Here is a 14347-nt window from a genome sequence, read left to right on the forward strand (position 1 = left end):
TTAACCCGGTCCTCCATTGATATCATTCCGCTTGGTCGATAAGGCAGCCAAGCCGGGCAAATACCAATTAACGTTTGGAACGAACTGCCGAACTGCTTCTGCTCTTGAACAAATGAATATTTTCAAGTGCTTTACCTGTTCCGAGTGCAACACAATCAAGCGGGTTCTCTGCTACGATCACAGGCATACCTGTCTCACCAGCAAGAAGCTTGTCCAGATTGCGAAGCAATGCACCGCCGCCTGTGAGTACAATACCACGGTCCATAATATCCGCTGCCAGCTCAGGAGGACATTTCTCCAAGGTTACTTTTACAGCTTCAACAATGGCATTCACGGTATCTGCCAAAGCTTCACTGATTTCATCGGATGTAATCGTAATTGTCTTCGGCAGGCCGGTCACAAGGTCACGTCCACGAATCTCCATCGTTTCCACTTGCTCAAGCGGCATAGCCGATCCGATATCCATCTTTAATTGCTCGGATGTGCGTTCACCGATCATCAGATTATACTGACGTTTAATGTATTGAATAACGGATTCATCCATCTCGTCACCAGCAACACGAACCGAACGACTCGTTACAATCCCGCCCAGGGAAATAACCGCTACTTCAGTTGTACCGCCACCGATATCTACAACCATGCTTCCTGTTGGCTCCCATACCGGCAGATCAGCGCCAATTGCAGCCGCAAAAGGCTCCTCAATCGTGTAGGCCTCACGTGCACCTGCCTGTTTCGTTGCATCTTCAACGGCGCGCTGTTCTACCGCTGTAATCCCGGAAGGTACACATACCATCACGTTGGGATGACGTTGGAACATGGAACGTTGCTTTTGCGCCTGGCGAATAAAGTATTTGATCATCGTTGCTGTTGTATCGAAGTCAGCAATAACGCCGTCCTTCATCGGACGAATCGCACGAATGTTCCCTGGTGTACGACCGATCATTTTTTTCGCCGATTCACCTACTGCCTCAATTGTTTTCGTATCTGTCCGGATCGCAACTACGGAAGGTTCCCGTACCACAATTCCTTTTCCACGTACATAAACCAACGTATTTGCTGTCCCCAAATCAATCCCCAAATCTTTATTAAAACCACCAAACATGACGTTAATCTCCTTTTCTGCCTCATATAGCCGCTCCCGTAAATCAAGAGCATTTCATTTTCATTCCCACCGTTATGGCGGAGCTAATATTCGCATTTGTTTTGTGTTGCAGTTCTTTTGAGTTGCATTTGTAAAGTGAACCTATCTTCTACGGACAACGCCGTCAATATTCATAGGAAAACATCAACGCCAACCATTATATTATACTAAGCCCTTCTCCTTCAAACTTACGTAGGTTCCATCTCCGATAATAATGTGATCCAGCACGTCTATGCCAACAATTGAACCAGCTTCAATCAGTCTCTTGGTTATTTGGATATCCTCTGGACTAGGTGTAGGATCACCGCTCGGATGGTTGTGTGCGCACACAATGGAAGCGCTGCTGCATTTGATGGCAGCCCGGAATACTTCACGTGGATGTACAATGGAAGCGTTCAGGCTACCCATGGAGAGTGTTTCCTGGGCAATAATATGGTTTTTGCTATTCAGAAAAAGACACACAAAATGTTCCTTCTGCAAGTAACGTAACTGTTCGGTAAGGATATCGGCCGCATCCCGAGGCGTCCGAATTGAAGTTGACTGTGTTAGTCGGCTCTTGGCAATCCGGTGCCCAAGCTCAATGCCGGCTTTCAGCTGTACTGCCTTCGCCATACCTATTCCCTTCATCGCAGTCAGTTCTTCCATACTCAAATCCATCAACGAGCGGATGCCACCCGCTTCAGTCAGAATCCGCTGTGCCATATGCACTGCGGACTCCTGTCTTGTGCCCGTTCGAATTAAGATTGCCAGCAATTCAGCATGGCTTAAGGCGCCCGCCCCGTATTCCATCATGCGTTCTCTCGGGCGTTCTTCCTGGGGGATGTCGCGCATCATATATTGAGGCGACTCCATATGTTCCCTCTTTTCATAACGTCAATTGCAGAATTTCAAGTGTGTGGCAGTACATGTACGCCGAATCCACTCAGCATGTCACTGAGTAAGGACAGGGGCAAACCAACCACATTAAAATAACAGCCTTCAATACGGTCTATCAGTGAAGCACCAATGCCCTGAATGGCGTATGATCCCGCTTTGTCCGAAGGTTCTCCTGTCTGAACATACGCACGAATCGTAGCCTCAGACAGCTCTTTCATCGTTACATCCGTCTGACGATACTGAACCATGGATTGCCCATTGCCAGCATCAATACAGGCCACTCCAGTGAATACACGGTGTACACGCCCCTGCAGACGGGATAACATCCGTTCAGCGTCTGCTTCGTCTACGGGTTTGCCAAGAATATCGCCGTCCAGAACGACAATCGTGTCGCTTCCCACAATAACAGCATCCTGCTCACGGCCTTCCAGCCCACGATAAACGGCAAGTGCCTTGCGCATGGCAAGCTCCTGTACTGTTTGTTCTGGAGTCCATTCCGGTGGTGTATCTTCATCGGCATGACTTGGTATTACATCAAAAGCTAAATGAAGTGAGGCGATCAGTTCTTTACGCCGTGGCGAAGTGGAGGCCAGAATAATAGGGCGTTGCTGTATTTTATCCAAAATAATCGGCTCCTTAGGCTACGGCGACATCCTGTCGGATCACGCTAGTAGATGTCTTTTTTTTAGTTTCTTCGTCATAATTCGTCATACTCCTAAAATCTGCGATACAGCCATACAGCAGCAATGATACCGATCAGACTCAGGAGGCTCATTTGAAATTGAAGTGAAATGTCATAACTAATAATGTCCAGATCAGCCTGAGGCGACCAGCGAATGGTCGTGGCTTTCGTTAGAAAGGCTACGGCCTTTACAGGCTGCAGTGCCTTGGCGATCCACGCTCCGGCCAGCCAGCCGAGCAGCAGAAACAGCAATAACATGCCGAAGTTTTTTTTCATCGGTGATCTTCCCTCGCCATTTTTTGACACCCACATTATTATACGGGGTTTTGTACGTCAATACAAACACAAATCCGGCAAGGGGAACTATTTCCAGTTCCTTGCCGGATAGGTATTCCAAGGCTGTGTTATGGGAAAGAGCCTGTTACTGTTTTATCGCTTCAAGCCATTTTTTTTGCTGTAATACATATTCCATCAGATCGGACTGTACAGACCACATATGCACATTTGCCGGATTTTTGTTGTACTCAGCCAATGCGTTTACCGCACTGTTCATTGCTTTCTCCATCGCAGATACATAGGGTTGTACGTCGGTGCTCAGGCCTGGAGAAATACTATTCAAACCGGTCAGCCAGAGCTGGTGCTGGTTCTGCAATGCATTCATCGTTTCACTTGAGACTGCTGCAGGAACAGCTTGACCGAGTTGCTGAATCGAGAGGGTAGACAGTTGTTCAATCAAGGCTGAACCGCTTGTGAAGAAGCGCTGAACGTCCTCTGCTTTTCCGCCGAAAACTGCTGGATTCACTTCAGGGTTGACGATCTCCTTGACATACAATTCTACACCTTCGGCCTTCAGCCTTGAGCTAAGCAGCTTGGCCTCCTCACGGTCAGCCGAAATGCCTGCATATACCCGATTGCCGTCTTCTGGATCAGACCCTGTAGCAATGCCTGCCTGCGATAATTCCACCTTGGCCTGTTCAGCACGTTCAGGGGAACTGAATACACCATATTGCAGTGCGTAGTAGCTGCCGCCAGTGGTCGCCTCCTGAGCCTGCTGCCCAGAACCTGCCACTCCCTGCTGACCTGTCACAGCGGAAACCGCCTGATTTTCGGGAAGCTTGCTCCCTGGATCTACTGCCGTTTCCCGATTAAAAAAAGAAAGGATAACCATACCGAAGAGTGCTCCGGTGACTAGCGCCCCGGTCACAGAACCAATCATTTTCCACCCCCTCGGGGGACGATTTCGCTTATAAGAGTAGTTTTCACTGTCTGCAAGCCAATTGTGATCTCCATAGTTCTCGTCCGATCTGTTTTCGTCCTCTTCTCCCGGATACGCAGTAAAACGATTGTAGTTGAACGAATCCAAATTATCGGGTTCCGAACCCTTATCCGCTCCTGGGTAAGATACAGGTACAGTGGAGCCTGTTAGCATCGTTTCTCCCCAATCCACGGGAATGTCCTCTGGCGACCATACATGAGCTCTATTGGATTGCGACGGTGTAGGATTTTGCGGCACTTCTTCGTTCATCGTTTCAATGGTGCTGCTGGATGTGGATATCCCCCTGTTTTCAGGCTTGTCCGACTCTTTATCCCCAAAACGAAACGTCATTCTAGCATTGCTCACCCCGTACCCTCTCCTTTGTCCCATTTATAACAGCTATATGCAGTGAGAATCGGAACCATTCCATTTCATGCAAAAAACCGCCTGCTTCGGAAGCGAAGACAGACGGTTTCAGTATATTTATTTTTATTTTATTTCAGATCTTTGGCGAGCGTATCCCCAACTTTCCAGATATCACCTGCACCCATCGTGAGCACCAGATCTCCTGGCTGGAGACGGTGCTGCAGATCAGCCACTACCTCTTCCTTCGTTGGAAGATAACGTGCCGAAGCATTACTGTTTTGCACGATCAGTTCTACCAATTTGGCCGAATGTACACCTTCAATTTGTTTCTCGCCTGCAGGAGAATAGATATCCGTAATCAGAACCTCATCCGCTTCTGCAAAAGCACGACTAAACGCATCGAGCAGGAAGAACGTCCGTGTGTAACGCTGCGGCTGGAATACCGCAATAATCCGTTTCCCCGTCGCTTTAGCCGCACTGATCGTAGCCTCAATCTCCGTTGGGTGATGAGCATAGTCATCAATAATCAGCATACCACGAGCCTCACCCAGCACCTGGAATCTGCGTTTTGCTCCATGGAACTGGATAATGGCAGCGGTAATTTTCTCGAATGGAATACCTGCTTCCAGACAAGTAATGACTGTAGCCATCGCATTATAAACGTTATGTTTACCTGGAACCGACAATTCCACTGTTCCCAAAGCAGAGCCCTGATGATTCATTGTAAAGGAAATGCGACGGTCCCCGAGCACGATATCCGTTGCTGTATAATCAGCAGCGTAATCAATGCCGTATGTGGTAACCCGGGACTTCAGCTCTGGCAAAATGGCCTGAACGTTCTCGTCGTCAGCACATACAATTGCCGTGCCCTCTGGCCGAATTTGGCTCAGAAATTGTACATAAGCTTTTTTGAGTTCCTCAAAATCACTGTTGTAATTCTCCAGATGGTCTGCTTCAATATTCGTTACAATACCCAGCCATGGGTGGTACTGTAAAAATGAGCCGTCGCTCTCGTCTGCCTCTGCGACAACCCAGTCGCCTTGACCAGCCTTGGCGTTGGTCCCCACGTTCATGATTTCCCCACCAATTATGTAGGTCGGGTCTGTATCACATTTCTCCATAACCAGTGCAATCATGGATGAAGTGGTTGTTTTGCCATGAGCCCCGGCCACAGCCACACCCTTGCGCTCGTTCAGCAAACGCGCCAGCATCTGGGCACGATGCAGAATCGGGATGTTAAGCTGTTCAGCTGCCACCCGCTCTACATTATCTGCCGGAGCAGCCGTAGAGTAGACAACGAGGTCTGCCCCATTCACGTGCTCTGCGGTATGTCCAATATATATTTTCGCTCCCTTGGCTGCCAGCTTCTCGGTCAACTCCTGTGAAGCGACATCCGATCCGGTAACGGTGTATCCCATCTCAAGCATAACTCTCGCGATGGCACTCATGCCATATCCGCCAATCCCTATAAAATGAACGTGTTCCGATGTATTTAACAAAACTTTCACCAACCTTTTTCAGAATCGGTTTGATGCAAAAGGGCTGCCCGCACATCTGCAATCAGGTACAGTGTGCCAGACACCACCCCCAGATCTTCCGCTTCCGTCCGTGACTTCAATAGATCAAGTGCCTTTGCCCATTCGGGCTCGACGATGATTTCCAGCTCCTGTTTCGCAAAGGCGGGACGTACCCGTTCGACGATCTGCAGCAATTCGGCTGCATCCATTTTGCGTCGGAAGTCTGGCTCGGTCAGGATCAGCGTATCCACTAGTGGCAGTATATGCTGCAAATACGCTTCGTGATGCTTATTCGCGAGCATACCCATCATCAAAATTAACTTGTTGTGAGGATAAACGTCGATAATGCTCTTGGCGAGCGATTCAGCCCCTTCCGGATTATGTGCTCCGTCCAGAACAATTCGGGGTTGTTCAACCACTTTCTCGAACCGTCCTGCCCAGAAGGCATGCTCCAGTCCAAGTGCAATATCTTCATCATCCAGCATAAATGCCATGTATTGCCGAAGCAATTCCAGTACCATAAGCGCGCCCGCTGCATTATCGCATTGATGTATGCCCTGCATGCGGATACGAACGTCCATCTCACGGAACGGTCCTGTAAAATGAAAAGATTGTCCGTTCTCATCGCTGTCCAGCCTATGATATGAGAACCGATCTCCTGCAAGGTACACGGTTGATCGGAGACGCTCTGCCGTCTCCTGAATCACCTTCACAGCCTCTGGCTGAGTGGCACAGGTAACGACTGGTACTCCAGGCTTAATAATCCCCGCCTTTTCTCTCGCAATGGCTTCAATCGTATCTCCTAGCACATCCGTATGATCCATACCGATATTGGTAATGATGGACACCACAGGTGTGACGATATTCGTTACGTCCATCCTTCCCCCGAGTCCTGTCTCCCATACTACAACGTCCGGGTAACACTCCTCTGCATAATACAAAAGAGCAAGTGCCGTAGACACCTCAAACATCGTCGGTGACCCAAGGGCAGTGGACGCCATCTCCTGGACCAACGGATGAAGGCGATTCGAGAGTTTTAGCAGTGTCTCTTCCGGGATGTCCTCCCCGTTGTACTGAAAACGGTTTGTGAATTTGGTGATATAGGGTGAGGTATAGGTTCCAACATCATATCCCGCCTGAAGAAGCACTGACGTCAAAAAAGCGCAAGTCGAACCTTTGCCGTTCGTTCCCGCGACATGAATAAATTTGAGACGCTGATGTGGATTGCCAAGCCGTGACATCAATCCCTCGATTCGTTCCAATCCAGGTCGGATGCCAAAAGGAATAAGACCATTAATCCAGTTCACGGCCTCGTCATAGGTAAGTAAAGGAGCTGCTGTATCTGTCCCGTTAAGTTCCGTCATATGATTCACCTTCGGTTTGAGTTTGGTTGAAAAAAGCGGCCGGATGGGACAAAGGCTCTCCATCCGACCCGAATATATTAACCTTTCAGTTCCTTGATTCGTGCAATCACTTTATCCCGTTTATCGGAATAATCTGCTTGCTTGGCGCGCTCTTCCTCGATAACCTTGGCAGGAGCCTTGGCAACAAAGCCTTCATTCGCCAACTTTTTCTCCACACGCAGTACTTCGCCCTCAAGGTTCTGCAACTCTTTCTCCAGGCGAGCCACTTCCTGCTCAATATCAATCAAACCTGCCAGCGGCAAGTACAGTTCAGCCCCCGTAATGACAGCAGTCATTGCTTTTTCTGGCGAGCTCAGATTCAAACCGCTGTCGAACTCCGACGTATTACAGAAACGTTTGATGTAATGGCTGTTACGTTCAATGATGCTGGACATTTCTTCGTTGTTCGCTTTTACCATCAGTTCAATCTTCTTGCTCATCGGTACGTTCACTTCTGCACGGATATTACGAACTGCACGAATCGTATCCATGAGCAGATTCATCTCCGCAACCGCCTCAGGGTTCTCCAATGCTGGGTCATAGACCGGCCAGGATGCCAGAGTAATCGTCTCGCCCTCATGTGGGAGATGCTGCCAGATTTCTTCTGAAATGTACGGCATGAACGGATGAATCAATCGCATCGTATGATCCAGTACATATGCCAGTACCGATTGAGTTTTCTTCTTGGCAACCGGATCTTCCCCGTAGAAGGACAGCTTCGAAAATTCAATATACCAGTCACACAGGTCATCCCAGATAAAGTTATACAGCAAGCGGCCTGTTTCACCAAATTCATATGCTTCGATTAGACGCGTAATATCACGAGAAGTTTCGTTCAGGCGGTGCAAAATCCAATAATCCGCTGTTCCGAGGTCTCCACTAATATCACGATCTTCATAAGTGAACCCTTCCAGGTTCATGAGCGCAAAGCGTGATGCATTCCAGATTTTATTGGCAAAGTTACGAGCCTGTTCCACCCGTTCCCAACGGAAACGGAGATCCTGTCCCGGAGTGCTGCTCGTCGAAATCATATAACGCATCGCATCCGCGCCATATTTCTCAATAACATCCAGTGGATCAACACCATTACCGAGCGATTTGGACATCTTACGTCCGTCTGCATCACGAACAAGACCGTGCATCAGCACATCCTTGAACGGAATTTCTTCCGTGAACTCCAGAGCGGTAAAGATCATGCGCGCCACCCAGAAATAAATAATGTCATACCCGGTTACAAGTACACTCGTCGGATAATAACGTTTCAGATCATCCGTTTCTTCTGGCCATCCTAATGTCGAGAAAGGCCATAATCCGGAACTAAACCATGTATCCAGAACATCTTCATCCTGTCTCAGTTTGCGGCCAGCGTATTCCGGCAACGTTGTTGGATCTTCAGCGGATACAATAATTTCTCCAGTTTCCTCATCATACCAGGCAGGAATACGGTGACCCCACCACAGCTGACGGGAAATACACCAGTCCCGAACATTTTCAATCCAGTTCAGATACGTTTTCTCAAAACGATCTGGAACAAAACGAACCCCTTCGCCACTCTGCTGTTTCTGAATGGCTTTCTCTGCGAGAGGCTTCATCTCAACAAACCATTGTGTGGACAAATACGGCTCAACCACAGCGCCAGTACGCTCGCTATGTCCAACCTGATGCGTATGATCCTCAATGCTGATCAGTACACCCTGTTCTTTCAGGTCTGCAACAATCTGCTTGCGACAGTCACTGCGATCCAGTCCCTGATATTTGCCTGCTTCGGCATTCATTGTCCCCGTCTCATCCATTACCGTAATTTGAGGCAGATCATGACGAAGACCCACTTCGAAGTCATTCGGATCATGTGCAGGAGTAATTTTCACGGCCCCGCTTCCGAAATCTTTATCTACATACTCATCTGCAATAACCGGAATTTCGCGTCCGATAATAGGCAGAACAAGCACTTTTCCAATCATGTCAGCGTATCGCTCATCCTTCGGATGGACGGCAACTGCCGTATCACCCAGCATCGTCTCTGGACGAGTAGTCGCTACAGTGATGTGACCACTTCCGTCTTTGAGCGGATAACGCAGATGGTACAAGTGACCCTGTACTTCTTTATATTCAACCTCAATGTCAGACAATGCAGTCCGGTTCACCGGGTCCCAGTTAATAATTCGTTTGCCTCGATAAATAAGGCCTTTTTCATACAATTGAACAAACACTTTGCGAACAGCCTGGGACAAACCCTCATCCAACGTGAAACGTTCACGTGAATAGTCAAGTGACAATCCCATTTTGCCCCATTGCTGACGAATGGTTGTAGCATATTGTTCTTTCCAGTCCCATACCTTCTCCAGAAACTTCTCGCGACCCAGATCATAACGAGTCTGGCCTTCTTCACGCAGCTTCTGCTCCACCTTGGTTTGGGTGGCAATCCCTGCATGGTCAGATCCCGGCAGCCAGAGAGCGTCGTAGCCCTGCATCCGCTTGGTGCGAATCAGAATATCCTGCAGTGTGAAATCGAGCGCATGCCCGATATGAAGCATCCCGGTTACGTTTGGAGGTGGAATTACGATCGTATAAGGCTCGGCATCTTTACGTTGACCGGCCTTGAAGTATCCACGCTCCATCCAGGTGGAGTACCATTTCTGCTCCGCAGCTTTCGGATCATATGTGGTCGGCATTTCTGTTGCAGCTGAATTTTTTTGTTCAGACATGTGTCATTCCTCCGTTACTTAATCATCTTCGCCAAAAAACAAAAAAACCTTTCATCCATCAAAGGACGAAAGGTTAGCTTTCGCGGTACCACCTTTGTTTCACGCAGACAGAAAGAGACAGACTACGTCTTCTGCATATACGTGACACTTCAAGCAGATAACGGCTGCTACCGGCCCATCCTACCTCAGGAATGAATGATCGTAACCTTAACATCCCTTGTATTCAAACGGGCAACTCCCGGACGACTTCGAACAGTTGGTTCCTGCGGAATTTTCCAGCGCTACAATCCCGCTCTCTGAAAGGCCATACTGTCTACTACTCCCGATCCACGTTGTTCTTCAAAAAACATAAACACATCATACCCTGCTCGTGCCCGATAGTCAACCTGACAACAGCGGAACAAGAGCGCTGCAATGCAGGTTTAGGGCTGACAAGGCTAAAACCCGTCATCCTCAAGGGATCACGGGTTCGCAATGGACGCTGGAACCAATAGGTTAAGGGATATATAAAATCTGCCCTTCTTCCACAACCTGTTCGGATAATCGGTTATATAACTGAAGCTCTCTGGTGCTTAACTGATATCGTTCTGCAATGGTATCGAGTGTCTCTTCACGCTGTACAATGCATAATTTCACCTTACGGAACGGCGTCTGATCCACAATGGTGCCGAGGAACAGGTTCTTCCACTCCACATCATCAGGCTGGTATGCTTCTTCCTGGAGTACTCCCGCGAGCGCCTCTTGCTCCCGCTCCGCTTCAGCCTCACGTGTCGCTCTGCCGGAGGATAACAAGGAGGATATACCTACACCCTCTTCCTGTCTTGGTGCAGACTCTCTCTTGCTGCCAAAAGCAACCTTGAGCTCCGGCTTGTCTTCCGTCTCAGCCACAGGTTCGGGGATGAAGGCTTCGATAGCAGCAGACTCATTCGCCTCCACTGCTTCCAGAGGTCTGTCTTCCTCCGAAATCTCCGGTTCGGACGATGCGAATACATCCTGCCAGTTCTCTGGCTGTGAACCAGCCGAGACATCAACAACTTCCTGGTTCTCTTGCCTTGGTTCAGACCGGGCAGATTCAAAGTGCCATACATTCGGTGCTGCCGCTCCATTGGAAAATTGTGGATACGGTTTGGAATCGATCTGCTCCGAATTCCTTGAGTTCGTATGTAAGGTCTCGACGGAAGGCTCGGACCAGACAGACGACTCTTCAGCCAAAGGAAGCAACGGCTCAGATTCAGGATATGAAGCCAAACGGTCTGCTGTCTCCGCCATAAAAGATGAAACTGGAGAAGGCGGATTGAACAACTCATTGGATTGCGCTTCAGCCTTTTGCTCTGGTGACTGAAATTGTTCAGCTGAGGCCTGGTATAGTTGTTCCTGCTTTAACTCCTCTTCGTTTCGTAACACATCTTCGCCAGCAGAAGGAACAACAAATTCCTGAGCGCCATAGACAGGTCCCGCTGCACTCGTAAGCCCTTCCTCTTCACTCCGTTGAAGCAAATACTCCTGGGCAAACGTATTGGGATAGCTGCCTGTCTGCTCTGTTTCAGCAGAACGAGTGTCTGGCTGAGAGTCGGGTGAATGCACGACGGTAAACTCATCTGCTGACCACACCTGCGGTTCCTCTACCGGAAAGCCCTCAATGCCTCGAAGCGACAGTACGCCCGTAATGTTCAGACTTCGGTTGGATAACAGATCAACATCAAAATTTTCAATCTCAACGGAAATATCCTCAATGGATCTCACCCGGTTCAAGGGTACCGTGATCTCTACCGGAATAAAATGTTTGAGCTCCTCCGAGATTTCGTTCTCTCCCCGATAAGCACCTGTAAGCAGTAGATGGCCACGCAAGGTAGCATGATCATCCTGACCTATGACTTGAATGCGGGGGTATAACTCAATTTCCTCCAGTTCCTCTATCGCAGGAACTCCCTCTGACAAATGAACGCGCTCATAAATATCGAACCGCAAACCATAAGGTTGATTCAACAAAGGTGGCGTCCTCCTTTCGGCATATGTTCACCATGATCCTTCTCATGGGACTGATCCATGGTCCAAATCCTTCGTTACCCCATCTATATGCCTTGAATGAGATGAGCATGCCACCTTTTGTGCAAACCTTACCGGTTTATTGGTCCTTGCCTTCACGTTGTGCCAGTTGTAGGAGATCCGAAGGCCAAGGGTCAGTCACTTCAATTCGTGCTCCAGTCAGTGGATGACCAAAACTCAGTGTCTCCCCGTGAAGTGCCTGTCGTCCAATAGAATCTCTTCTACCTCCATACAGCTCATCTCCAACGAGGGGATGTCCTGCATAACTTAAGTGCACCCGAATCTGGTGTGTACGTCCTGTATCCAGTGTCAGACGAACAAGAGTAGCTTTGTCCCACACCTTCACGATCTCCAAATGGGTGACGGCTTCCTGCCCCCCTTCCGAGACACGTCTGCGTTGCTTGTGATGCCTGTCCTTGCCAATCGGAGCATCAATTGTCCTGAGCTCCTGAGATATTTGACCGCCTGCAATGGCGACATACTGGCGTCCAATATCTTTGTTACGCATCGCTTCATCCAATTTGGCGAGGGCAAAAGCATTTTTGGCATATAAAACCGGTCCGGTGGTATCCTCATCCAGACGATGAACATGGCGTACACTGGCCTGAATTCCATTCATTTCGTAATAGGAAGCCACCGCGTGATCCAGCGTAATCGCTTGGTCCATTCGACTCCCATCGGGATGAAGTTTCATTCCCGCCGGTTTGTGCACAACCAGACAGAAATCATCCTCATACAGTACATCAATATCGGCCCACCGCGGTTCAACATCTATTGGCTGAGACGCAAAAAGGGCCAGCCGAAGCCGATCCCCTGCAAGTTGTACCCCCTGGTTCTTCTTAAGCTGACGCAGCATTTTTTCTGGTAACTGAAGCTCAGACAAGAGCCATTGCTCTGCAGCCGTTTGCCTGTCTGAACTGCCTGTCACCACCTTGCCTGGCATCAGCTCAATCCATTCCCCACGGCGTTTCCAACTTTTAATGGTCATAATGATTGAAGAGCCTTACGGTTTGCCTCGATCGTATCGTCAATATCCTGCTCCGTATGCACGCCAGAAACAAACATGCCTTCGTATTGGGAAGGGGCAACACTGACACCTTGATCAATCATAGCCGCAAAGTAACGACGGAATTGATCCAGATTGCTTTCTTTGGCAATATCATAATTTGTCACCGGAACCGCACTGAAAAATGGACAAACCATGGAACCAACACGGTTAATGGTCACCGCTACCCCCGTCTCTGCTGCATTCTTTTCAAATCCAGCCTGCAAGCGAGCAGACAGCGTCTCCAGGCGATCATAAACCTCCGGTGTCAACAATTTGAGGGTCGTATAGCCTGCCGCCATAGCCAGCGGATTACCGCTCAGTGTACCTGCCTGATAGATCGGCCCAGTTGGAGCAATCTGTTCCATCAGATCACGTCTGCCGCCATAAGCGCCTACCGGAAGTCCACCACCGATAACTTTGCCCAGACAAGTCAGGTCAGGTGTTACGCCGTAACGTCCCTGAGCACAGTTCAGTCCCACACGGAAACCGGTCATCACTTCATCAAAAATGAGCAGACTTCCGTATTGAGCCGTCAGACTCCGCAGCCCTTCAAGGAAACCCGGAACCGGTGGTACGACACCCATATTCCCCGCAACAGGTTCCACAATAATGGCTGCCAGTTCTTCACCATAACGTTCAAAAGCAAGCTTCACCGACTCCAGGTCATTGTATGGAACCGTAATCGTATTTATGGCTACGCCTTCAGGAACACCTGGGCTGTCAGGCAGACCCAGTGTTGCTACACCAGAACCTGCTTTGATCAGCAAGCTGTCGGCATGCCCATGGTATGATCCTTCAAACTTCAAAATTTTACTGCGTCCTGTTACACCACGTGCCAGCCGAATCGCACTCATGGTCGCTTCCGTACCGGAATTCACCATGCGTACAATATCAATTGAAGGCACACGCTCACAGACGAGCTTTGCCATCTCTGTCTCCAGCAGCGTTGGCGCGCCAAAACTTGTTCCTTTAAGGGCCGCCTCACGCAAAGCTTCTACAACTTCAGGATGCGCATGTCCCATAATAAGCGGACCCCATGATCCTACGTAGTCAATAAAAACATTTCCATCAATATCATAGATTTTGGAGCCTTCTCCGCGCTCTGCATAGATTGGGGTAAGTCCAACCGATTTGAATGCCCGAACCGGGCTGTTTACCCCCCCGGGTATGTACTGCTTTGCTTCTTCAAATGCGCTGCGTGAGCGCTCATCATTGCGACGAGTTCCTTGTTGTGCGGTCATGAACATCCTCCTTAGTGATGAGGCCTCTCCAAACTTACTGGTAGAGGCCTTTTATCTATTTTTTTGA

The 14347-nt window shown here is 49.0% G+C and carries 11 protein-coding genes and 1 other annotated feature; all 11 genes read right to left on the bottom strand.

Annotation, left to right across the window (positions count from 1 at the left end):
• Positions 1 to 67: 67 nt before the first annotated feature.
• The 11 genes from ACFTRD_RS26575 to hemL all read right to left on the bottom strand — a co-directional run bounded on the left by ACFTRD_RS26575 (position 68) and on the right by hemL (position 14280).
• Complete coding sequence (locus ACFTRD_RS26575) at positions 68 to 1102, bottom strand: rod shape-determining protein (protein WP_062328075.1); 1035 nt, start codon at positions 1100 to 1102, stop codon at positions 68 to 70.
• Positions 1103 to 1303: 201 nt separating this feature from the next.
• Positions 1304 to 1993 (bottom strand): RadC family protein, encoded by a 690-nt coding sequence (gene radC, locus ACFTRD_RS26580; protein ID WP_192270277.1) that lies wholly within the window; start codon positions 1991 to 1993, stop codon positions 1304 to 1306.
• A gap of 35 nt (positions 1994 to 2028) precedes the next feature.
• Positions 2029 to 2640: a Maf family protein gene (locus tag ACFTRD_RS26585; RefSeq protein WP_192270279.1), complete on the bottom strand. Its 612-nt coding sequence runs from the start codon at positions 2638 to 2640 to the stop codon at positions 2029 to 2031.
• A 92-nt stretch (positions 2641 to 2732) separates the two neighbouring features.
• The gene (locus ACFTRD_RS26590; protein WP_379385302.1) at positions 2733 to 2975 is read right to left on the bottom strand and encodes a DUF4321 domain-containing protein; all 243 of its coding nucleotides are present in this window, start codon (positions 2973 to 2975) and stop codon (positions 2733 to 2735) included.
• Between the two features lie 145 nt (positions 2976 to 3120).
• Positions 3121 to 4320: an SPOR domain-containing protein gene (locus tag ACFTRD_RS26595; protein WP_379385304.1), complete on the bottom strand. Its 1200-nt coding sequence runs from the start codon at positions 4318 to 4320 to the stop codon at positions 3121 to 3123.
• Between the two features lie 128 nt (positions 4321 to 4448).
• Positions 4449 to 5768: a UDP-N-acetylmuramate--L-alanine ligase gene (gene murC, locus ACFTRD_RS26600; protein ID WP_379385719.1), complete on the bottom strand. Its 1320-nt coding sequence runs from the start codon at positions 5766 to 5768 to the stop codon at positions 4449 to 4451.
• 56 nt (positions 5769 to 5824) lie between these two features.
• Positions 5825 to 7201: a bifunctional folylpolyglutamate synthase/dihydrofolate synthase gene (locus ACFTRD_RS26605; RefSeq protein WP_379385306.1), complete on the bottom strand. Its 1377-nt coding sequence runs from the start codon at positions 7199 to 7201 to the stop codon at positions 5825 to 5827.
• 77 nt (positions 7202 to 7278) lie between these two features.
• Complete coding sequence (locus ACFTRD_RS26610; protein WP_379385308.1) at positions 7279 to 9945, bottom strand: valine--tRNA ligase; 2667 nt, start codon at positions 9943 to 9945, stop codon at positions 7279 to 7281.
• Positions 9946 to 10003: 58 nt separating this feature from the next.
• Positions 10004 to 10284 (bottom strand) — a binding site (T-box leader).
• A 156-nt stretch (positions 10285 to 10440) separates the two neighbouring features.
• On the bottom strand, positions 10441 to 11934 hold the full coding sequence (locus tag ACFTRD_RS26615) for a LysM peptidoglycan-binding domain-containing protein (protein ID WP_379385310.1): 1494 nt from the start codon (positions 11932 to 11934) through the stop codon (positions 10441 to 10443).
• Positions 11935 to 12070: 136 nt separating this feature from the next.
• Positions 12071 to 12979: an RluA family pseudouridine synthase gene (locus tag ACFTRD_RS26620; RefSeq protein ID WP_379385312.1), complete on the bottom strand. Its 909-nt coding sequence runs from the start codon at positions 12977 to 12979 to the stop codon at positions 12071 to 12073.
• Positions 12976 to 14280 carry a glutamate-1-semialdehyde 2,1-aminomutase gene (gene hemL / locus ACFTRD_RS26625; protein ID WP_379385314.1) on the bottom strand — a complete coding sequence of 435 codons (1305 nt, stop codon included), beginning with the start codon at positions 14278 to 14280 and terminating at the stop codon, positions 12976 to 12978. The genes ACFTRD_RS26620 and hemL overlap by 4 nt, the downstream gene beginning before the upstream one ends.
• Positions 14281 to 14347 lie beyond the last annotated feature (67 nt).

The organism is Paenibacillus sp. NPDC056933 (genome assembly GCF_042674385.1).
Classification (GTDB): domain Bacteria; phylum Bacillota; class Bacilli; order Paenibacillales; family Paenibacillaceae; genus Paenibacillus.

What these genes read in the sequence shown, in the direction of transcription:
- ACFTRD_RS26575 (WP_062328075.1), bottom strand. Translation starts at nt 1,102, where the DNA reads ATGTTTGGTGGTTTTAATAAAGATTTGGGGATTGATTTGGGGACAGCA.
- radC (WP_192270277.1), bottom strand. Translation starts at nt 1,993, where the DNA reads ATGGAGTCGCCTCAATATATGATGCGCGACATCCCCCAGGAAGAACGC.
- ACFTRD_RS26590 (WP_379385302.1), bottom strand. Translation starts at nt 2,975, where the DNA reads ATGAAAAAAAACTTCGGCATGTTATTGCTGTTTCTGCTGCTCGGCTGG.
- murC (WP_379385719.1), bottom strand. Translation starts at nt 5,768, where the DNA reads ATGAGTGCCATCGCGAGAGTTATGCTTGAGATGGGATACACCGTTACC.
- ACFTRD_RS26605 (WP_379385306.1), bottom strand. Translation starts at nt 7,201, where the DNA reads ATGACGGAACTTAACGGGACAGATACAGCAGCTCCTTTACTTACCTAT.
- ACFTRD_RS26610 (WP_379385308.1), bottom strand. Translation starts at nt 9,945, where the DNA reads ATGTCTGAACAAAAAAATTCAGCTGCAACAGAAATGCCGACCACATAT.
- ACFTRD_RS26620 (WP_379385312.1), bottom strand. Translation starts at nt 12,979, where the DNA reads ATGACCATTAAAAGTTGGAAACGCCGTGGGGAATGGATTGAGCTGATG.
- hemL (WP_379385314.1), bottom strand. Translation starts at nt 14,280, where the DNA reads ATGACCGCACAACAAGGAACTCGTCGCAATGATGAGCGCTCACGCAGC.